Below are 19823 nucleotides of genomic sequence, written 5' to 3'. Positions count from 1 at the left end.
CTGCCGCGTAACGGGCCGGACAGGGTGGATTCCGGCGGATCGCGGCGGTCACCGGCGGACGGGCGCGCGGCGCGCACACCGCGCGCTCCCCGGACCGCGCGCTCCCCGGCGCCGCCAGGAGCCGTGCCCCCGGTCACTGGCCGGCGTTCTCGTCCCCCGGCCCGCCCGGCGGTGGTCCGCCGGTGTCCGCGAAGAACTCCCGGACGGCGATGACACCGGGCGAGCCCGCCGCACCGGGCGCGGGGCACGAGCCCCGCCGGCGTGACGGAGACCTCTTGTGCAACTAGTTGCACAACGCCCCTGGGCTCCTCTACAAAGGACATACGACCCGCCCGCGAGGAGACGACGGATGACCGCGTACCCCCACCTGCTGAGCCCGCTCGACCTGGGCTTCACCACCCTGCCCAACCGTGTGCTGATGGGCTCGATGCACGTCGGGCTCGAAGAGGCCGAGCGCGGCTTCGAGCGCATGGCCGCCTTCTACGCGGCGCGGGCGCGCGGCGGTGTCGGGCTCATCGTCACCGGCGGCATCTCCCCGGACGACCGCGGCCGGCCGTACGAGGGCGGCGCCAAGCTCACCACGGAGGCGGAGGCCGAGCAGCACCGGGTCGTGACCGAGGCCGTGCACCGCGAGGGCGGCCGGATCGCGATGCAGATCCTCCACTTCGGCCGGTACGCCTACCACCAGGACCTGGTCGCGCCCAGCGCCATCCGCGCCCCCATCAACGCCAATGTCCCGCGCGCCCTCACCGAGGACGAGATCGAGGAGACCATCGAGTCCTTCGTCCGCGCCGCCGCGCTGGCGCAGTCGGCCGGCTACGACGGCGTCGAGATCATGGGCTCCGAGGGCTACCTGATCAACGAGTTCATCGTCTCGGCGACCAACCACCGCACCGACCGCTGGGGCGGCTCGTACGAGAACCGGATGCGGTTCCCCGTCGAGATCGTCCGCCGGGTCCGCGAGCGCGTCGGGCCCGAGTTCATCCTGATCTACCGGCTCTCCATGCTCGACCTCGTCCCCGGCGGCTCCACACTGGACGAGGTGATCACCCTCGCCCGGGAGGTCGAGGCGGCGGGCGCGACGATCATCAACACCGGCATCGGCTGGCACGAGGCCCGCGTCCCCACCATCGCCACCTCCGTGCCGCGCGGCGCGTTCAGCTGGGTCACGCGGAAGGTGATGGGCGCGGTCTCCGTACCGCTCGTCACGAGCAACCGCATCAACACCCCCGAGGTCGGCGAGCGCATCCTGGCCGAGGGCCGCGCCGACATGGTGTCGCTGGCCCGGCCGTTCCTCGCCGACCCGGACTTCGTGGCCAAGGCCCGCGCGGGCCGCCCCGAGACGATCAACACCTGCATCGGCTGCAACCAGGCCTGCCTCGACCACACCTTCAGCCTCAAGATCACCTCCTGCCTGGTGAACCCGCGCGCCTGCCACGAGACCGAACTCGTGCTCGGCCCCACCCGGGTGAGCAAGCGCGTGGCGGTGATCGGCGCGGGACCGGCGGGCCTCGCGCTGGCCGTGACGGCCGCCGAGCGCGGCCACGCCGTCACCCTCTACGACGCGGCCGGCGAGATCGGCGGCCAGCTCAACCTGGCCCGCCGGATCCCCGGCAAGGAGGAGTTCGACGAGACCCTGCGCTACTTCCGCGTCCAGCTGGAGGAGCACGGCGTGGACGTCCGGCTCGGCGCCCGGATCGAGGCCGGGGATCCGGCCCTCGCGGAGTACGACGAGATCGTCGTCGCCACCGGCGTCACCCCCCGCACCCCGGACATCCCGGGCATCGGCCACCCCAAGGTCGTCAGCTACCTCGACGTGCTCCGCGACAACGCGCCCGTCGGCGACCGGGTGGCGGTCATCGGCGCCGGTGGCATCGGCTTCGACGTCGCCGAGTACCTCACCGACGGCGGCGAGAAGACGAGCCTCGACCCGGACGCCTACTTCCGCCAGTGGGGCGTCGACACCGACTACCGCGAGCCGGGCGGCCTCGGCACCCCCGAGCGCCCGCAGCCGCCGCGGACCGTGCATCTGCTCCAGCGCAAGACCGGCAAGGTCGGCGCCACCCTCGGCACCACGACCGGCTGGATCCACCGCGCCGAGCTCAAGCACCGCGGCGTGACGACGGTGGCGGGCGCCACGTACGACCGCATCGACGACGAGGGCCTGCACATCACCGTCGACGGCACCGCGAGCGTCGTCCCCGTCGACACGGTGGTGCTGTGCGCGGGACAGGAGCCGAACCGCGAGCTGTACGAGGCGCTGCGCGCCGCGGGCCGCCCGGTGCACCTCATCGGCGGCGCGGACGTCGCCGCCGAACTCGACGCCAAGCGGGCGATCCTCCAGGGCACGGAACTCGCGGCCGAGCTGTGAACCGGCGGCGGGCCGGGGGCCGGGGTCCGCGCCCCCGGCCCGGGGGCGAGGCCCGGCTCCGGGCCCGTGCCGCCGGGGCGGCGGTCTGTGCTGCCAGGGCTGCGGCCGGTGCCACCGGTCCCTCGGCCGGTTCCGCCAGGTTCGCGTTCGGTGCCGCCGGTCCCTCGGCCGGTGTCGTTGGGTCCCCGACCTGTGCCGCCGGGAGCCCGGGAGCCCTGTACCGGCCGGTGAGCCGCCGACGGGGCCGCGGGCCGGCCGGGGCCCCGCCCGGGAGGCCGTCCCTAGGATGCCCGTATGTCCCTGCCGCACGCGATCCTCACCGCCCTGCTGGAGAAGCCGTCCTCGGGCCTGGAGCTGGCCCGCCGCTTCGACAAGTCCATCGGCTACTTCTGGTCGGCGACGCACCAGCAGATCTACCGCGAGCTGGGACGCCTGGAGGAGAAGGCCCTGATCCGGGCCCTGCCCTCCGACCGCCCCGCGCAGGGCAAGCGCAAGGAGTACGAGGTGCTGCCCGCCGGCCGCGCCGAGCTCACCGGCTGGGTGGCCCGCCGGGAGGAACCCAAGCAGGCACGCGACCCGCTGCTGCTGCGCCTGCGTGCGGCCGCCGTGGTGGGCACGACCGGCCTGGAAGCCGAACTGGAACGCCATCTGGAGCTGCACCGGGGGCAGTTGGCGGAGTACGAGGAGATCGAGCGCCGCGACTTCGGCGAGACACCGGGGAACGAACCGGACCGGCTGCGGCACCTCGTCCTCCAAGCGGGCATCGACCAGGAGACCTTCTGGATCGGCTGGCTGACCAAGGCCCTGACGGGCCTCCGCGCGAGCTGAGCACCACCGGCGGAGCGACGAGGACGCGACGCTCGCACCGCACGCACCTCGCGCTCGCGCCGGAGATGCCGCCGGGGGACACCACCCACACGCTCCCCGGAGGCGTCACACGCGTGCCGCCGCCCGGGACGACGCCGGCCGCCAACGGGGCGGCGGCGCGCATCGCGAGAGGAATGAGGAGCAGCCATGTCCACCCGGACCCAGACCCAGAAGCGTTTCCGTGCGGCCGCGGAGCAGCGGGACCTCGCCACCCTGGAGGAACTCTTCACGCCTGACGCCCGCCTCTACAGCCCGGTGAAGTTCCGCCCGTTCGAGGGCCGGCCCATGATCATGGGCGTGCTGGGCGTGCTGATGCGCGTCTTCGAGGACTTCCGCTACGTCGGCGAGTTCACCGGCACCGCCGAGCGCGGCGCCACCGGCGAGGACGCCGACTCCGCCGTGCTGATCTTCCGCGCGACCGTGGACGGCAAGGAGATCCACGGCATGGACCTCTTCTCCTTCGACGAGAACGGCCTGATCACGGAGCTCACGGTCATGGTCCGCCCGCACTCGGCCGTCGTCACCCTCGGCCAGGCGGTCCTGACCGGCCTGGTGGAGGACGGCCTCGTCCCGGCGCCCGCACCGGGCACCTGACCCCGCCCACGCCGGCGGTTGTGCCGGCGGCTCGGGCGCGCGTGCCAGGCCCCCGCGGTCGTGAGCAGCCGACAGGCAGCGAGCACGCGCTGCCCGTGCGGGCGGCGCGCTGTTCAATGGTCCTCCGCCGCGAGGACGTTGAGACGGACCGGGTCCGGCACCACACGCCGCACCACCCCGCGTCAGTCGTCCGAGCCTCCGCCCCGCCCCGCGCTCGACCCTCGGCCGGAACGCGCCAGCATGCTCACCACCTCAGCCACCGCCAAGGTCACTCCGGCGATCACGCGCACCCAGCGCGGGCCGCCCCGCGCCGCCCACACCACGCAGGCGCACGCTCCGGCGACGAGCGCGATGATCCCGGACAGGGCGAGTACGGCCATGTCCGTCCCCCTTCTGTTGGCGGCCGACGCCGCGGCATCCCGGCGTGGTCGTCACCGGGACGGTTCCCCGCTAGGTGTCCGGCGCAGCGCCGGAGGCCGTGAGGGATGGCAATGCCGTTGAACCGTACAGCAGTTGACGGGGCCGTCCCCGCCGCCCCGGCCCGCGTCGTCTCCTGGCAGCGGATCGACGAGGACGAGCGCGGCGACGTGGCCCTGCTGCGGCTGGAGCGGCCCGTGCCCGGTACCCGTCCCGTCCCGCTCGTGGACGGCACCCAGGTCTGGGGCCACGGCTTCCGGGTGCTCGGCCACCCCCAGGACGCGGAGCACGGCGTCTGGGACGCCGGCACCCTGCACGCTCAACAGGGCACCTGCTTGCTCCAGATGGAGACCGACGCCGCCGGTCCGCCCGCCGGTCGGGCGAGGTGGCCCGGCTGCGCGCGGCGGAGGAACCGGCGGCGCTTCTCGCCCCGGCCACGGGCCCGGCGGCCTCCCAGTCACCCTGGTGAGCGGGGCCGACCTGCGGCTCCGGGACCTGAAGAACGGCGGGGCCGTCGTCGCCGAGGTCCCCCTCGCCAAGCCTCTGGACACCCGGCTGACCGGGCACCGGGTGATCAGCGCGGGCGACTTCTGGTACCGGGAACTGGACCTGCGCGGAGACCGGGTGGCCGGGCGGCTGTGTGCGGTGGTGGGAAGGGACTTCACCACGGCCGAGCGGGCGTTGCTGCCCACCGGCGCCCCGCGGACGATGCCCGCGGACTGCCGACAGCAGCGGGACGGCTGACCGGAACGGGAGGAGCGGGGAAGGCCGGGAGCCGGCTCACCGGCTGCGGCGAGCTGAGATCCTGCGGTTCGCCGTCACGCGGTCACGCCACACCGGCGCGCGGACCCACCGGTGCGCGGACGCACCGGTGCGCGGCTCCTCCGGGCGCCGGGCGGCGGCAGGACCGGGCTGTGGTGGGTGCGGGACCGGCGTGCGGACCCGCCGGCGCGAAGCCACCGCGGACACACGCCGGACCGCCGGGGCCGCGGCGCGCCGGGCCGCCTCGCCCGGGTGCACCGGTGCCCGGACGCACCGACGCGCGGGCGCACCGGCCCGCGGGTGTCCCCGGAGGCAGGGCGGCGCGGCCGCGGGGGAGCGGACGCACCGGCGCACGGGCCGGGGCACGGGTGCGCGCGTGCGCCGCTCCCTCGCCCACCGGTCCTCCGTACGGCGCGTACCGGAGGGTGCCGCGCCCGTACAGTCCTCGGGTGGCGGTGCGTGACCTCTGGTCAACACGAGGCCGGAGCGGCAGGGTTCGGGGACGTGACCAACGACCTCCGCCTCCCCCCGTGTCCCGCCCGACTCCCGCCCCCCGTACGGCACTTGGGGGTGCGTCCGCCCGCCGCCCCGGCGGACGGGAAGCGGCCGGGGGCGCCCGCGCGGCGCCGCGCGCTGACCGTCGCGCCGCACGGGGTGGCAGTGGACGGCGGGCCCCGGCCGGGCGCGTCGGCGGCCTGCGTCTACTGGTCGGAGGCCGCCGCCGAGGGCCCGGTGAACGGCCGCACCGTCGCCGTCCGGCTCGGCGGCTACGCGGCGCCCACCCGCCGCCTCGCCCTCCGCTGGCTGCGCGCCCAGGCGCACCGGATCGCCGACGGTCTCGACCCGGACCCGGCGGAGCCCTGGGCCGGGGAGGGCGTCCTGTGCCCCGTCCCCGAGCGCTACGCCGACGCGCCCGCGGAACTGCGCCGCTGGGCCGCCGACGAGCTGGAGCAGCAGGCCGCCGCCCAACGGCTCGCCGAGGGCCTGCCGTTCCGCCTCACCGCCGCCGACCACACGGGGTCCTACTCGCTCCTGGCCCGCCCCGTGGCCGTCACGGCCCTGCCGCGCGTCGCCGCCGCCCCGGCCCTCGGGAACGTGGCGTAGCCGGGCGCGTTCCCGGGCCCGTCGACGTCGCACACGCCGCTCGGGCAGCCCGGGCGGACGGGGCGGAGGTGGGCGGTGGGGCTGATCGAGGACGGGGTGAGGGTCTTGCCCGAAAGGCTGCCCTCAGTGGCCTTGCCGGGCACGGTGGTGTGGGCGAGGTTCGACCAAACGATGTTCGCAGAAAGGCGTTGCGGTGGTGTACGAGCGTGCCTCTGACCGGGCCACCGACGCCGGCAGGAGACAAGCGCCCGTCCCCAGGACGCCCGCCCCGACGGGCCGGGCCGGGCTGGACGCACTCCAGGGGACCGCCGGGAACGCCGCCGTCGCGCACATGCTGCAACGCGCCGGCCATCCTCATGCCCAACCACCGGGCCGGGAACGGCATCAGCACGACGCGGGCTGTGGTCACCGGGCGGGACAGGCCGGGGAAACCCCCGTGCAACGCTCCGCCGCCCACGGGGCCCTGGCCAACAGACTGCCGGCGGGGCCCGTCTCCGTCCCCGTGGTCCAGCGCGCCGGCGACGAGGAGACTCCGGAGAACGCGAGAGCCGGCAAGAGGAAGCGGGTACTGCCGCACAACGAGCTGGTCACCGCGTGGGAGGCCACGCCGGAACACGCGGACCGGTTCACCGGCTCCGGCGCCGATCAGCTCGGCGCGCTCTCGGCGGAGGGAAAGGTCCGGCGCGAGGCCCGCAGCTTCGCGGAGGAACGGGCGGTGCAGACGATGCGGCACATCGCGATCCGTCTGCTCGCCTGTGTCCAGCACCTCAAGGCGGTCGCACCGGCCGACCGGAAGCCCCCTGCCGAATCGGAGATCCAGGGGATGCTCATCAACGACCGCATCGTCCTGAGTTCGAACATCAATGAATCCATAGACCTCCTGGAGGCGCTGCACCAGCAGAACTCCGCGTCGTTCACGGACATGCTCGGCATGGAGACCCCCCTCGTCGGCCGCGCGGCCAGCGGCCACAAGGAAGCCGCGCTGATCAACAACCGGCGCCGGGCGGCCAGAGCGGGAATCGGCCGCGTCCTCAAGCCCTCCCCCGACGACGAGGGGTACCAGGCGGACGACGAACGGGCGAGCGCGAGCGGGGCGGCCCGACCCACGCGCAACGCCACGGGTGACGCCCTGGTGGGCGCCACGCGTCCGCCGGCGGGCGAGGAGGCCACGGAGCGGTTGACCACCGTGGTGGTGGATCTCGCGAGCACCGAGGTGAACGAAGGGCTGCGGCACCTCCTCACCAGCGACGAGTACAAGAACGTCATCATCCTCATCAAGACCGCCAACGAGGTCGCGGCCGGCGAGAGCGTGACGATTCACGCCGAACAGAAGCTGATCGCCGCGCTCAAAGCGGCCCGCATCTCGCCGGAGGACATCACGTCGGACAACTTCCTGATCCGCGGCACCAAGCGTCCCTGTCTGGCCTGTGGCGCCCTGTTGCGGCACGTGAGCGACAACATGTTCGCGGGCGGTCTCGCCGTCAACCGGAACCCGGGCGCTTACTTCAAGAACGCGCTGCGCGCCATCGAGGCGTACTCCCTGGGCCGGCCGTGGGAGCACCCCGACGCGATGGAGATGGACCACGAACCGACGGACAGGTCCGATGACGCCTGGCACGCGCAGATCCTCGACAAGCTGAAGAGCAGCGAGGGCCACGTATCGGTTGTCGGCGGGGCGGAAACGCGCACGTTCGAGACCGAGTCGAGCGGATACGAGTCCGAAGACCTGAACCACCTGCCGCTGCGGAGCGCCGACGGCAGCGCCATCCCGGACACCTGGAAAAAACCGGCGGACACCGCGAAGAAACAGAAGACAGAGGGAAAGAGCAAGCGTTACGCAGCCGGAGAGACCAGCGCCGAATTCACCGAAGCGCACAAAACCAGGATCAAGGACATCGTCGGGGAAGCGGTCTGGGAGGCTCTCCAGAGCCAGGCCCGGGGCACCGCCTCGAAAATCCCCGGGGAACAATGGCGGAGGATCTTCGCCCTCAAGGAAGAGTTGGGCTACACGAACGAATCACTCAGAAGAGCGCTGAATCTCTCGAACAGCACCTTCAACAGATCCTGGGCGCAGTACAAGCCGGCCTCCCAGAGTTGAGTGCCTGCGGAACCGTGGGTGCGTGTGCGCAGCTCGCTTGACAGATCCCCTCCTCTGCCAAAGGCTGAACCGACCAGTCGGTATGAAGGGGTGGCGGCGCATGGCCGGTCAGGTGAGGATCCAGACCTCCCGCGGAGTCTTCGACGCGATCACCGCGGGGCCCGAGGACGGCCGTCCCGTCCTGCTGCTGCACGGCTTTCCGCAGGCCGGGCTCGTCTGGGAGCGGCAGATCGACGCGCTGGCGGCCCAGGGGTTCCGGGTGGTGGCGCCCGACCAGCGCGGGTACTCGCCGGGGGCCCGCCCGGAGGACCCGGCCGAGTACGGCATGGACGCCCTCGTCGCCGACGTGATCGCGATCACCGGTGAACTCGGCTGGCCCGTCTTCGACCTCGTCGGCCACGACTGGGGCGGCGCGGTGGCCTGGTGGACCGCCGACACCCACCCGGACCGGCTGCGCACCCTGGCGGTCGTGTCCACCCCGCACCCCGGCGCCCTGGCGAGCACCCTCCGCACCGACCCGGACCAGCGGGAGCGCTCGCGGTACATGCTCGAGTGGCGGGACCCGGCGACCGAGCGGCGCATGCTCGCGGACGGCGCCCGCGAACTGCGTGCCCTCTACGGCGACGCGGTCCCGGCGGACAGGGTCGAGGACTACGTGCGGCACCTGTCGCGGCCGGGCGCCCTGACCGGGGCGCTGAACTGGTACCGGGGCGGCCGCCCCGGCCGCACGATCGGCGCCACCGGCGTGCCCGTGCTGTACGTCTGGGGCACGGAGGACACGGCCTTCGGCCCGGCCGCCGCCGAGGAGACCGGGAGCCGCGTCAAGGGGCCCTACCGCTTCGAGCGTCTCCCGGGCGTCGGCCACTGGGTGCCGGAGGAGGTCCCCGGCGTGCTCAACCGTCTGCTGCTGGAGCACCTGCGGGCGCACCCCGGTGACTGACCTCCCCCGGACACCGCCGGCACCGGCACCGGCCCGGCCGCCCGCCGGGTCACCAGGTGCGGGACTCGCTCAGCAGGTGGTCGCGGACCAGCCCCACGTGCGGGTTGTCCGCGGTGCCGGGGCGCTGCACGAGATAGGCCGTATTGATGGGCGGGTCCTCCGGGCTGAGCAGCGGGACCAGGGCGCCCGAGGCGAGTTCGGCCCGGCAGAGGTAGCTCGGCAGGACGGTGACGCCGGCCCCGGCGGCGACCGCCGTCAGGACACCCCGCAGATCCGGCATGGTCAGCGCGGCCTGCCCGGTCAGGCGCCGGCCGAAGACATGGCGCCAGTAGCGGCGGGCTATGGGCAGATCCTCCGCGTACGTCACCAGCGGCACCCCGCACAGGGCGGACGGGCCCTCGGCGGCGACCCGGTCCGGGCCGATCCGCTCGGCCCACGCGGGCGAGGCGACCAGGACGAACTCCTCGTCCGCCAGCGGTACGGACTCCAGGGTGCGGCCGCGCGGCCGGCGGGCGGAGACCACCAGGTCGTGGCGGCCGGTGCGGAGTCCCTCCAGCAGGTCGTCGGAGAGCCCCGTGGTGACCCGGAGCCGCACCCCGCGCGCGACCAGCGGCGCGAGGACGCGCAGGGCGCAGGAGCTGAGGAAGTCGGCCGGCCCGGCGAGGTGCACCGGCGCGGCGGCGTCGTCGCCGTCGAGCCGTCCGCGGTCGGTGACGGCGGACAGGGCGTCGATCGGGCCGGCGACCCGGTCCGCCAGCTCGTCGGCGAAGGGCGTGGACGCCACCCCGCGCGACTGCCGCTCGAAGAGCTGGCGCCCGAGGTGCCGCTCCAGCGCGCGGATCTGTGTGGTCACGGTCGGCTGGGACAGGCCGAGCAGGGGCGCGGCAGCCGTGTACGAGCCGGTCCGGTGGACGGCCAGGAAGGTGCGGAGAAGGGAGAGGTTGAGGGGCGCGGGTGGTGCCTGACGGGGGCCGGACGGTCCCGGCGGCGGCGCCGGCGGGACCCGCGAGGCCGCCGGGGAGTCCCGCGAGGGCTCGGACCGCGTTCCCCGCGACCCGTCCCGTGACCCATTGGATTCCCTATTTCTCATCTTGCCCATTCTATTGGCCCGCCGAAGCGGAGGCACCCTACGGTCGGGGGTGCCGGTGAGCTGACGCTCTGAGTCCAGAACGTCAGACCGTCACCCGAGAACACCGGAACGACCCCAACCCGGAAACGGAACCGCGGTAGACCCCGGACCGGAACCGGAACCCGGAAAGAGAGCACCACCATGGCAAAGATCCTGTTCGTGATGACCGGCGTCGACTACTGGACGCTGGCCGACGGCACCCGGCACCCGACCGGCTTCTGGGCCGAGGAGGCCGTGGCCCCCTACGAGGTGTTCACCGCCGCGGGCCACGAGATCGTGGTCGCCACCCCCGGCGGCGTCGTGCCGGTGGTCGACAAGGCGAGCCTCGCGCCGGAGGTCAACGGCGGCCCGGAAGGCGCCGACACGATGGCGAAGAGGCTGTCCTCGATCGACGAACTGCGGCGGCCCGTCGAGCTGGAGGACGTGGACCCGGCCGGCTACGACGCCGTCTTCTACCCCGGCGGCCACGGCCCCATGGAGGACCTGGCCGTCAACGCCGACTCCGCCGCCGTGCTGACCCGGACCCTGGAGTCGGGCCGCCCCCTGGGCGTGGTCTGCCACGCCCCCGCCGCGCTGCTGGCCACCGTCGGCGCGGACGGCGGCTCGCCGTTCGCGGGCTACCGGCTCACCGGCTTCAGCAACGCCGAGGAGCAGCAGGCGGGCCTGGCGGACCGGGCGAAGTGGCTGCTCCAGGACCGTCTCGTCGCGATGGGCACGGAGTACGCCGAGGCCGAGCCCTGGTCCGCGAACGTCGTCGTCGACCGCAACCTGTACACCGGCCAGAACCCGGCTTCCTCCGGCCCGCTCGCGGCCGAGCTGGTCAAGGCCCTGGACTGACCATGGGCGGCGACCGGCTCACGGAGGTCCTGGACGCCACGTACGACTGCCTCACCCGGTACGGCGTACGGCGCACCACGGTGGACGACATCGCCGGCGCGATGGGCGTGTCCCGGTCGGCGGTCTACCAGTACGTCCGCGGCAAGGACGACGCGGTCCGCCGGCTCGCCGAGCGTCTGCACACGCGGGCGCTGGAGCGGGCCCGGCGGGCCGCGTCGGCCGACGCCCCGCCCGCGACCCGGGTCCGGGGCGTCCTGGAGGCCAAGCTCGGGCTGGTCCTGGAACTGGCCGGGGACTCGCCGCACACCGCCGAACTCCTCGACGAGAAGGCCCGGTTGTTCGGCGACATCTGCCACGGGTTCACCGCCGGCCTGCGCACGCTGCTGATCGGCGTCTTCACCGGGGCGGGCCTCGTGGACGCGTGCCTCGGGGACGCGAACCCGGCGGAGCGGGACGCGGCCGGGCCGGCCCGCCCGGCGGCGGACACCCGCCGGGCAGGCGCCGGAGAGCCGGACCCCCGGTGGCCGGGCGGCGCCGGGGCGGCCGGTTCCGTCGGGGCGGTCGGTCCCGCCGAGGCGGCCGACATCTGCATCGCCCTCGTGCTCGGCCTGGAGTCCGTACCCGGCGGCGAACAGCTCCTCCGCCCGGCGGTGGACGCGCTCCTCGCGGGACTGCTCGGCGAAGCGCGCGCCGCCCCTTGATCCGCGTGCCCCGGCGGTGAACCAGCCCCGTCCGCCCGGCTGTTCCCCGCCCGGTTTCCCTGTTCCGCCTCCCCGTCCCACCCTCCTGCCTCCGCCCTCGTCCGGCACAGCCGGACCCCTCATCCGGCCCTCCGCGCCCCGCCGGACAGCCGCCGGCCGCGGGCGGGCCCCGCAGCCCTCCCGACCACCCCTCGAACAGAACGGGACACGACCGTGACAGCGACCCCGACCACCCGCCAGGGCACCGGCACCGGATTCACCACCGAGCACGCGGCGGCCCTCACCGGCCGCTTGCGCGCCACCTTCCGCAGCGGGCGCACCAAGCCGCTCGCCTGGCGCAAGGAACAGCTCTCCCGGCTGCGCGCGCTGCTGACCGAGAACGGCGACGCCATCGCCGCCGCCCTCCACACGGACCTCCGCAAGAGCCGCGCCGAATCCGACTCCATGGAGATCGCGGCCACCGTCACCGAGATCGACCACTACCTGGAGCACCTGGAGGAGTGGCTGCGCCCGCGGCCCGCGGGCGTCCCCGAGGCCGCCTTCCCCGAGGGCACCACGGCCCGCACCCAGTACGACCCCCTGGGCGTGGCCCTGGTCATATCCGCCTGGAACTACCCCGTCAACCTGCTGCTGGTACCGGTCGCGGGCGCACTGGCCGCGGGCAACGCGGTGGTGGCCAAGCCGAGCGAGCTGTCCCCGGCCACCTCGGCACTGATGGCCCGGCTGCTGCCGGAATATCTGGACGAAGACGCCGTCGCCGTGGTGGAGGGCGCTGTCCCGGAGACCACCGCCCTGCTGGCCCAGCCCTTCGACCACGTCTTCTACACCGGCAACGGCACGGTCGGCCGCATCGTCATGAAGGCGGCCGCCGAGCACCTCACCCCGGTGACCCTCGAACTCGGCGGCAAATCACCCGCGTTCGTCGACCGCGACGCCGACCTGGCCACGACGGCCGCCCGTCTCGCGGCGACCAAGTTCGCCAACGCCGGGCAGACCTGCGTCGCCCCGGACTACGTCCTCACCGACCCGGACACCGCCCGCGCCCTCGAAACGGCCCTCACGGCCGTCATCGAGCAGCTCTTCGGCCCCGACCCGCAGTCCTCCGACGCGTACGGGCGCATCGTCAACGAGCGCCACTTCGACCGCGTGGCGGCGCTCCTGGACTCGGGGCGGACGGTGACCGGCGGCAGCCACGACCGCGGCGACCGGTACATCGCCCCCACGGTGCTGGCCGACGTGGAGCCGGACGCGCCGGTGATGCGCGAGGAGATCTTCGGCCCCGTGCTGCCCATCGTCACCGTGGACGGACTCGACGAGGCGATCGCGTTCATCAACGAGCGCGACAAGCCGCTCGCCCTGTACGCCTTCACGGACAACGACGCCACGCGGGAGCGGCTGGCCGCCGAGACCTCCTCCGGGGCACTCAACTTCGGCCTGCCCATCTACCACCTCGCCGTCCCCGAGCTGCCGTTCGGCGGCGTCGGCCCCAGCGGCACGGGCAGCTACCACGGCCGCTACTCGCTCGCCACGTTCAGCCACCACAAGGCTGTCCTGGACGTGCCGCTCTCCTGAGTCCCCCGACCGGTCCGGCCGGCGCCCTCCCGCCGTGCCGCCCGGTACGGGCGGATCCGGCCCGGCCCCGGCCGGGGCCCGAACGCCCAGAAAGCACCGACACCGACATGCCACCAGCCCACCGCACGCGACGGCCCCGGGGCGTCCTGTCCCCGTCCCGGAGCCGCGGCTCCGACCCCGGCCGCGTCCGCGTCGCCGGCCGTGTCGCCGGGCCCGCCCCCGGCTCCGTCCCCGGTCCCGTTCTCGTCCTGGCGCTCGGGTCGGCCGCCATGGTCGTCTCCATGATGCAGACCCTGGTCGTGCCGATCCTGCCCGTCATCCGGGAGGAGCTGTCCCTCACCTCCTCCGGAGCGAGCTGGCTGATCACCGCGACCCTGCTCTCCGCCGCCGTGTTCACCCCGCTGCTGGGACGGCTCGGCGACCAGCGCGGCAAACGGCCCGTGCTGCTCGGTGTCCTGGCGCTGACCGTCGCCGGTTCCGTCCTCGCGGCCACGGCCAGCTCGCTCCCCCTGCTCATCACCGCCCGCGTGATGCAGGGAGCCTCCACCGCGATCTTTCCCCTCGCGCTCTCCGTCCTGCGCGACGAGCTGCCGGCCGACCGGTTGCCCGGCGCCATGGGGCTCGTCAGCGGAACCCTGGCGTTCGGCAGCGGGTTCGCGCTGGTCGGCGCGGGACTGCTCACGCGGGGCCCGGAGGCCGGCTACGACCGCGTCTTCTGGCTCGCCGCGGTGCTGTCGGCCGTCGCGCTGGCGGCCGTGGCCCTGGCCGTGCCGCCGTCCCCGGAGCCCGCGGGCGGCCGCACGGACTGGGCGGGCGCGGCCCTCCTCGCCACGGCCCTGGTGCTCTTCCTGCTGCCGGTGTCCCAGGGCAACGGCTGGGGCTGGGGCTCGCCCCCGGTGCTCGGCTGCCTCGCGGGCGCGGCGGTGGCGACGGCCGCGTGGGTGCTGGTGGAGCGCCGGGTGCGCGAACCGATGGTGGACATGCGGATGTTCGTGCTGCGGCCCGTGCTCTTCACCAACATCGCCGGAGTGCTGCTCGGCTTCGGCATGTTCACCCAGTTCATCGGCATCTCCTACCTGGTGCAGACGCCCCGGGAGCTCGCCGGGTACGGCTTCGGCGCCTCCGTGCTGCGGGCCTCCGTCCTCTACCTGCTGCCGGGGGCCATGGCCTCACTCGTGGCGGCCCAGCTCGGCGGGGCGCTGGTCCGCAGGATCGGCGCCCGGATCACCCTGGCCGCCGGAGCCTGCGCGGGAGTCACCGGCTTCGCCCTGCTCGCCCTCGCCCACAGCGCGCCCGCGGCGGTCGTCACCGGGGGTGTCCTGACCGGCGTCGCCGTGGCGTTCGGATTCGCCACCCTGCCCGCCTTCATCGTCGCCGGCGTACCGGCGCACCAGAGCGGTATCGCCAATGGCATCAACTCCATCTCCCGGTCGGTGGGCAGCTCCGTGGCGAGCGCCGTCATCACCACGCTCCTCGCCGCCAATACGCTGCCCGACCTGCCGCCGGGGGCCCCCGCCCTGCCCGCCGAGATCCAGTACACGCTGAGCTTCGGTTTGGGTGGTGCCGCCTTCGCCCTCGTCGTGCTCGTCGCCCTGGCCGGCCTGAACCTCGACCGGCCGCCGGCCCGAGTCGTCCTGGAGGCGGGACCGGCCGCGGACCGGCAGGCCGCGGACCGGCAGGCGTCGGACCGGCGGGCCGCGGACGACGCCGGCGACGTGGTCCTCCCCGGGCTCCTGGGAAGATTGTGATGCACGAGACGGGTTACGTTCTGGGCATGGCACCGCGCGACGCGTCCCCCAGCGACTTCGAGGCTGTCTTCCACGCCACGACCGCGCCCCTGCTCGTCCTCACCACCGATCTGGTGATCAGCGACGTCAACCGCGCCTACGCGTCGGCGACCTTCAGGGAGCGGGAGGAACTGCTCGGGCAGCACATGTTCGACGCGTTCCCCGACGACCCCCACGACCCCGAGGCGGACGGGGTGGCGAAGCTCAGCGCCTCGCTGGGGCGCGTCCTGCGAACCGGGGGCGTGGACACCATGAAGGTCCAGAAGTACCCCATCCCCTTCCGGGACAGCCCGCGCGGCTTCCGTGACATGTACTGGAGCCCCGTCAACAGCCCGGTCACCGGCCCCGGCGGCGAGATCACCGCGATCCTGCACCACGTCGAGGACGTCACCGCCTTCCACGAGGACCTGCGGCGGGTCGAATCGGCCTATGAACAGGCCGACACCCCCACCCCCCGCACCCACTCCGTGGTCGCCCAGCGTCGCTACGCGGAGCACGTCGAGCAGGCAGCCGACGACACCAGACGCCGGCGGGAACTGGAGGAGGAGATCGCCCAGCTCCAGCGGGCGCTGCGCTCGCGCGCCGTGATCGACCAGGCCATCGGCATCGTCCAGGCCGAGCGCCGCTGCGGTCCCGAGGACGCCTTCCAGCTGCTGGTCAACCTCTCCCAGCGCACCAACATGAAGCTCCGCGACATCGCCGGCGCCCTCGTGCGCCTCGCGGCGACCGCCCCGCCGGGGCCGCTGCTGCCGGATCCCCGGTAACGGGACGGCCCGCCCGCCCGGGCCGGGTCCCCGTGCCTGCCGGACCCGGTCCCCGTGCCCGCCCGTCCGCGGCCCCGTGCCCGCGCGGGGAGCCGCCGCCGGCCGCGCCGCGCGCGTCGGAGGAACCCGCCCTGTGCGAGACTCGGCCCGTGATCGTCGAACGCGCGTACGCACATGTGGAGTCGCACGACGAGGGGGAGTGGCCCTGGTCCGTGCCCTGTGTGCGCGGCCTCCTGGCGGACGGGCTGCGTTTCACGGCGCCGGTGACCTTCCTCGTCGGCGAGAACGGCTCGGGCAAGTCCACCCTGGTCGAGGCCCTCGCCGAAGCCTTCGGGCTGGACCCCTACGGCGGCTCGCACGACTGGCGCTACGCCAGCCACCGCGGCAAGTCCGTCCTCGGCGAGCGGATCCGCTTCGAGGCGGCGCCGCGCGGACGCCGCATGCTCGGCAACTGGGCCGCCCGCAAGGGCTTCTTCCTGCGCGCCGAGACGGCCCTCGACGCGCTGGACCGGGAAGGGTTCGCCCCCGACTCGGTCAGCCACGGCGAGGGCTTCCTCGCGGCGTTCCGCGGGAAGTTCCTCCAGCCCGGCCTGTATGTGATGGACGAGCCGGAGGCTGCGCTCTCCTTCTCCTCCTGCCTCGAACTCCTCGGTCATCTCGACCAGTTGGTGAAGAACGGCGGCCAGGTCGTCTGCGCCACCCACTCCCCGCTGCTGACCGCGCTGCCCGGCGCCGACATCATCGAGGTCGGCGACCACGGCATGCGCCGCACGTCCTGGAACGATCTGGCCCTGGTCGACCACTGGCGCCGCTACCTCGACGACCCGCGCGCGTATCTGCGGCACATCCTCGACTGAGGGGCGGGCCACGGCCCCGGGCTCACGGCCCGCTACCCCCTGCCCACGGCCGTCCGCCGGATGCGCGGGGCCCGCCCCGCCGCTCCTTCACTCCGTCACATCGTTGATCTCCAGCGTCTGGATCTGGCCCGCCGCGAACGGCACGCTCACCGACGTGCCCGTCAGACGGGTGTCGGTGTGCCGGGCGTAGAGGTCGCCGCCACCGGAGGTGTGCGTGGACCAGCGCGTGACCCGGCCGTCCGGCCCGCCCGCCGCCCGCCCGAAGCCGGAGAGGTCGAAGGTCAGCGTCTGGGCCTCGCCCGGGTTGACCGCCACTACGACCAGCCGCCGGGCGTCCGGGTCGTACGCGGCGATGCTGTTGCCCGCGCTCGTGCCGAGAACGCGCATCCCGGGCCGGATGTGCCGGGTGAACTGCGCGAACACGTAGTACTTGGTCTGCACGGCACCGGGCCGCAGGGTGTCCGGGTCGTACGCGATCATCGCCCAGCCGGGGCTGGGGTCCATCACCTGCCAGTAGACCCACGCGCTGGGGTGCAGCCAGCGGAAGTCCAGGAAGAGGTTGGTGGCCAACGACAGGCCCGTCGCGTCGTTCTGGCCGGTCTCGGAGTTCCACAGGGTCTTGCCTGCGCCGGTGACCTCCTGGTGCAGCAGGTCCCGGCGGCCGCCCGACCCCTGGTAGCCGTGCACGTTGACCCGGTCGACCAGCGCCCGGGTCCCCGCGTCGAAGGACGCCCAGGTGGTGCGGGCCAGGTCGTAGCTCGTCTCGTCGGACGCGGCGATCGGCGTGCCGGACAGTCCCAGACGGTCGAGTTCCGCCCGGAGATGGCCGAGCACGGTGGCCTGCACCCCGGCGTCGATGTGGCAGCCCTCCTGCCGGCCGTCCGCCCGCCACCAGTCAGAGGACGGCTCGTTGAACGGCTCCACGGAGACGAACGGCACGCCCCAGGCGTCGCGGGACCGCCGCGCCGTGACCGCGAGATAGGTGGCGAACTGCCGGTAATTCCACGGCTGGAGGTTGTTGCCGCCGTCGGCCGCGCCGGACGGGTTGTGGTTGAGGCACATCCACCACATCGGGGAGTTGGAGAACAACTCGGCCCGGGCGCCGCGCCGGTGGGCGCGGAGCAGGGCGCCCCGCTGCCGGGCGTCGGCGTTCCAGTTCCAGGCGGAGGAGTCCGGGTCCTCGTCGCGCCAGTCTTGCCAGAAACCCTCGATCTGCTTGAAGCGGGGGATGTTGGGCGAGACGGCCATCGACGCGCCGTCCACGCTGGTCCAGCTGCACGCGCCGAGGTTGTAGCGGGCGATGTTCAGACCCAGCCCGGGGAGCGTACGGCCGTTGTACGGGACATCGTTCAGGGTGAAGAAGGCGTCGGCGAAGTCGTCCCGGTCGCCGAAGACGTTCGCCCACCAGGCGAGCGAGGTGCCCCAGCCCTCCCAGGCCCCGTAGTCCGTGCCCGGCTCCACCCGCACCGTCGCGTCGGCGCGCGCCGTGCCCGGGGCCACGGCGGTGCCCAGCAGCACCCCGCCGGCCGCCGTCAGTAACGTCCTGCGCCTCACGGGCGTCTCCTCTCGTCCGTCGCCCCGGCCGGGTAGCAGCCTGGTGGGGCGGGAAGGGGTTGTCGAGAGGGCGGGAAGCGCTTTCTGCCAACGGAGAGCGGGGAGGGGGCGGTCCGGCGCGGCCGCGTGGTCGGCACGGGCGCGCCGGGAGCCCGCACGGACGGCGACGGCGTGCGGGCCCCCGCGCCCGCACGTCACCGCCGCCCGTCGTGCGCCGCCGCCGCGGCGCCCGCCGGGGCCGGACCCGGTGGGGTCGGGTCCGGCCCCTCCCGGGGGGCGGGTCATCCGGGGCAGCTGTCAGCCGCAGCTACTGGTGATCCACTTGTGGGAGCGGACCTTGTAGGTGCCGGCCAGATTGCCGCCGTGCTGGTTGCGGGTGCAGCCGACCCGGTCGGTGTAGTTGGCGCCCTTGTAGTAGGCCACGCCCGAGTAGCTGCCGGTGCCGGCGTTCCACACCGACTCGACGTTGGTGGTGGCGGCCCAGGAGCACTTGATGGCCCCGTTCTGCCAGTCGGGGTCGGCGATGTCCCAGGCGCACTTCTTGCCGGTGAAGTCGTAACCGGTCCAGAAGCACACGTCGCCCGTCGCGCAGTCCACGGCCGCGGGCGCGGCCTGCACCGCTACTGCCGGGGGACCTCCGTCCCGCAGGACTACGGAAGCCTCCACCGGCTCGCCGTCGCCTGCGGAGCGGCTCCGGACGAGCTGCGCACGCTGCACCGCCTCTGGGCCCTGGCGGACGCGGCCCGGGAACGGGACGCGGCGGGGGAGCGGGAGCGGGAGACGGCGGGGGAGCCGGTCCGACTGAGGGCGGCGGGGCAGACCAGCACACGTCAACCGGCGGAGCGGGGACGCCAGTCGACGGATTGGGCGGGGGCGGCCGGTTCCGCTGAAGACGCCAGATCTGCCGGAGCCGCCGCCGAGGCAGGCACACGCACCGCACCGGTGAGCGACACCGGACCCGTTGGCGACACCGGACCCGTCGGCGACACCGGACCGGCCGACGGCACCGAGGCGGACGGCGGAACAACGCCCTCCCCGAAGAGCGGGACGGAGGGGGGCGCCCGGCCCGAAGGCGCCCCCCGGGCCGGCACAGTCCCCCGGACCGAAGAAGCCCCGGACAACGCCGCCGAGCACACCGGGACTTCCGCCACTGGCCGCACTGCGACCGGGTTTTCACCCCGTCTCCCGAGTCCTCCGGCACCGCGAACCGCTGATCTCCCGGGCCCCGGACGCCCGGACGGCGGGCTCCGTTCCGCCTCCGGGGTCCCACGGATGTGCTCCGTCCCACCCGCGAAGAACAGAACCCGCCGCACCGAGTCGCTCGTCCTGACGGGCAGGAACGAAGGCACAGGCCAAGCGGACGGGAATTCGTGACTCCACCCACGACTGAAGTCGCGGGCTTCCTGTGGCGGTGGCTATGCACCGTCACAGAGGACCAGCCCGGCCCTGTGTGCGACGTTGAGCGCGCC

Annotated in this window: 18 protein-coding genes; 13 read left to right on the top strand and 5 right to left on the bottom strand. The window is 74.0% G+C overall.

Going from position 1 to position 19823, the window contains the following annotated elements:
- Nucleotides 1-349: 349 nt before the first annotated feature.
- The 3 genes from IF83_RS0100085 (at nt 350) to IF83_RS0100075 (ending at nt 3832) form a co-directional block, all read left to right on the top strand.
- A complete protein-coding gene (locus tag IF83_RS0100085) occupies nt 350-2371 on the top strand; it encodes an NADPH-dependent 2,4-dienoyl-CoA reductase (protein ID WP_030541887.1) in 2022 nt (673 codons plus the stop codon).
- 294 nt (nt 2372-2665) lie between these two features.
- On the top strand, nt 2666-3199 hold the full coding sequence (locus IF83_RS0100080) for a PadR family transcriptional regulator (RefSeq protein ID WP_030541886.1): 534 nt from the start codon (nt 2666-2668) through the stop codon (nt 3197-3199).
- Nucleotides 3200-3385: 186 nt separating this feature from the next.
- Nucleotides 3386-3832, top strand: a complete 447-nt coding sequence (locus IF83_RS0100075) for a nuclear transport factor 2 family protein (RefSeq protein WP_030541885.1) — start codon at nt 3386-3388, stop codon at nt 3830-3832.
- Nucleotides 3833-4014: 182 nt separating this feature from the next.
- Here IF83_RS0100075 and IF83_RS0100070 read toward each other — a convergent pair whose 3' ends face one another.
- Both IF83_RS0100070 and IF83_RS33535 read right to left on the bottom strand, forming a co-directional pair.
- A complete protein-coding gene (locus IF83_RS0100070; RefSeq protein WP_030541884.1) occupies nt 4015-4212 on the bottom strand; it encodes a hypothetical protein in 198 nt (65 codons plus the stop codon).
- A 51-nt stretch (nt 4213-4263) separates the two neighbouring features.
- Complete coding sequence (locus IF83_RS33535; protein WP_158710956.1) at nt 4264-4572, bottom strand: hypothetical protein; 309 nt, start codon at nt 4570-4572, stop codon at nt 4264-4266.
- Nucleotides 4573-4714: 142 nt separating this feature from the next.
- Here IF83_RS33535 and IF83_RS0100065 point away from each other — a divergent pair, with 142 nt between their 5' ends.
- The 4 genes from IF83_RS0100065 to IF83_RS0100050 all read left to right on the top strand — a co-directional run bounded on the left by IF83_RS0100065 (nt 4715) and on the right by IF83_RS0100050 (nt 9153).
- A complete protein-coding gene (locus tag IF83_RS0100065; RefSeq protein WP_030541883.1) occupies nt 4715-4993 on the top strand; it encodes a hypothetical protein in 279 nt (92 codons plus the stop codon).
- Nucleotides 4994-5665: 672 nt separating this feature from the next.
- Nucleotides 5666-6115: a hypothetical protein gene (locus IF83_RS0100060; RefSeq protein ID WP_347877086.1), complete on the top strand. Its 450-nt coding sequence runs from the start codon at nt 5666-5668 to the stop codon at nt 6113-6115.
- Between the two features lie 436 nt (nt 6116-6551).
- Nucleotides 6552-8213, top strand: a complete 1662-nt coding sequence (locus tag IF83_RS0100055; RefSeq protein WP_030541881.1) for a hypothetical protein — start codon at nt 6552-6554, stop codon at nt 8211-8213.
- A 100-nt stretch (nt 8214-8313) separates the two neighbouring features.
- Nucleotides 8314-9153 (top strand): alpha/beta fold hydrolase, encoded by an 840-nt coding sequence (locus IF83_RS0100050; protein WP_030541880.1) that lies wholly within the window; start codon nt 8314-8316, stop codon nt 9151-9153.
- 49 nt (nt 9154-9202) lie between these two features.
- Here the strand turns inward: IF83_RS0100050 and IF83_RS0100045 are convergent, their stop codons facing one another.
- The gene (locus tag IF83_RS0100045) at nt 9203-10243 is read right to left on the bottom strand and encodes a LysR family transcriptional regulator (protein WP_078843074.1); all 1041 of its coding nucleotides are present in this window, start codon (nt 10241-10243) and stop codon (nt 9203-9205) included.
- A gap of 180 nt (nt 10244-10423) precedes the next feature.
- Here IF83_RS0100045 and IF83_RS0100040 point away from each other — a divergent pair, with 180 nt between their 5' ends.
- From IF83_RS0100040 to IF83_RS0100015, 6 genes are all read left to right on the top strand, one after another.
- Nucleotides 10424-11119, top strand: coding sequence for a type 1 glutamine amidotransferase domain-containing protein (locus IF83_RS0100040; protein ID WP_030541878.1), 696 nt, complete (start codon nt 10424-10426; stop codon nt 11117-11119).
- Between the two features lie 2 nt (nt 11120-11121).
- The gene (locus IF83_RS34420) at nt 11122-11820 is read left to right on the top strand and encodes a TetR/AcrR family transcriptional regulator (protein ID WP_037678081.1); all 699 of its coding nucleotides are present in this window, start codon (nt 11122-11124) and stop codon (nt 11818-11820) included.
- Between the two features lie 213 nt (nt 11821-12033).
- Nucleotides 12034-13392, top strand: a complete 1359-nt coding sequence (locus IF83_RS0100030; protein WP_037678079.1) for an aldehyde dehydrogenase family protein — start codon at nt 12034-12036, stop codon at nt 13390-13392.
- Nucleotides 13393-13499: 107 nt separating this feature from the next.
- A complete protein-coding gene (locus tag IF83_RS0100025; protein WP_078843028.1) occupies nt 13500-15140 on the top strand; it encodes an MFS transporter in 1641 nt (546 codons plus the stop codon).
- 26 nt (nt 15141-15166) lie between these two features.
- Nucleotides 15167-15943: an ANTAR domain-containing protein gene (locus tag IF83_RS30955; RefSeq protein ID WP_158710955.1), complete on the top strand. Its 777-nt coding sequence runs from the start codon at nt 15167-15169 to the stop codon at nt 15941-15943.
- A 149-nt stretch (nt 15944-16092) separates the two neighbouring features.
- Nucleotides 16093-16800 carry an AAA family ATPase gene (locus IF83_RS0100015; protein ID WP_030541873.1) on the top strand — a complete coding sequence of 236 codons (708 nt, stop codon included), beginning with the start codon at nt 16093-16095 and terminating at the stop codon, nt 16798-16800.
- A gap of 87 nt (nt 16801-16887) precedes the next feature.
- On the opposite strand, the gene IF83_RS0100010 is transcribed toward IF83_RS0100015, so the two are convergent.
- Both IF83_RS0100010 and IF83_RS0100005 read right to left on the bottom strand, forming a co-directional pair.
- Nucleotides 16888-18354 carry a glycoside hydrolase gene (locus IF83_RS0100010; RefSeq protein ID WP_030541872.1) on the bottom strand — a complete coding sequence of 489 codons (1467 nt, stop codon included), beginning with the start codon at nt 18352-18354 and terminating at the stop codon, nt 16888-16890.
- 297 nt (nt 18355-18651) lie between these two features.
- The gene (locus tag IF83_RS0100005; protein WP_107046671.1) at nt 18652-19020 is read right to left on the bottom strand and encodes a peptidase inhibitor family I36 protein; all 369 of its coding nucleotides are present in this window, start codon (nt 19018-19020) and stop codon (nt 18652-18654) included.
- Between the last annotated feature and the right edge of the window lie 803 nt (nt 19021-19823).

The organism is Streptomyces albus subsp. albus (assembly GCF_000719865.1).
In the GTDB taxonomy this organism is placed as follows: Bacteria; Actinomycetota; Actinomycetes; order Streptomycetales; family Streptomycetaceae; genus Streptomyces; species Streptomyces albus_E.
This window is presented reverse-complemented; position numbering and strand designations above follow the sequence as displayed.

Excerpts from the sequence above, each read along its gene's own strand:
- IF83_RS0100045 (WP_078843074.1), bottom strand. The coding sequence starts at position 10,243 with ATGAGAAATAGGGAATCCAATGGGTCACGGGACGGGTCGCGGGGAACG.
- IF83_RS0100070 (WP_030541884.1), bottom strand. The coding sequence starts at position 4,212 with ATGGCCGTACTCGCCCTGTCCGGGATCATCGCGCTCGTCGCCGGAGCG.
- IF83_RS0100050 (WP_030541880.1), top strand. The coding sequence starts at position 8,314 with ATGGCCGGTCAGGTGAGGATCCAGACCTCCCGCGGAGTCTTCGACGCG.
- IF83_RS0100085 (WP_030541887.1), top strand. The coding sequence starts at position 350 with ATGACCGCGTACCCCCACCTGCTGAGCCCGCTCGACCTGGGCTTCACC.
- IF83_RS34420 (WP_037678081.1), top strand. The coding sequence starts at position 11,122 with ATGGGCGGCGACCGGCTCACGGAGGTCCTGGACGCCACGTACGACTGC.
- IF83_RS30955 (WP_158710955.1), top strand. The coding sequence starts at position 15,167 with ATGGCACCGCGCGACGCGTCCCCCAGCGACTTCGAGGCTGTCTTCCAC.
- IF83_RS0100080 (WP_030541886.1), top strand. The coding sequence starts at position 2,666 with ATGTCCCTGCCGCACGCGATCCTCACCGCCCTGCTGGAGAAGCCGTCC.
- IF83_RS0100025 (WP_078843028.1), top strand. The coding sequence starts at position 13,500 with ATGCCACCAGCCCACCGCACGCGACGGCCCCGGGGCGTCCTGTCCCCG.
- IF83_RS0100040 (WP_030541878.1), top strand. The coding sequence starts at position 10,424 with ATGGCAAAGATCCTGTTCGTGATGACCGGCGTCGACTACTGGACGCTG.
- IF83_RS0100075 (WP_030541885.1), top strand. The coding sequence starts at position 3,386 with ATGTCCACCCGGACCCAGACCCAGAAGCGTTTCCGTGCGGCCGCGGAG.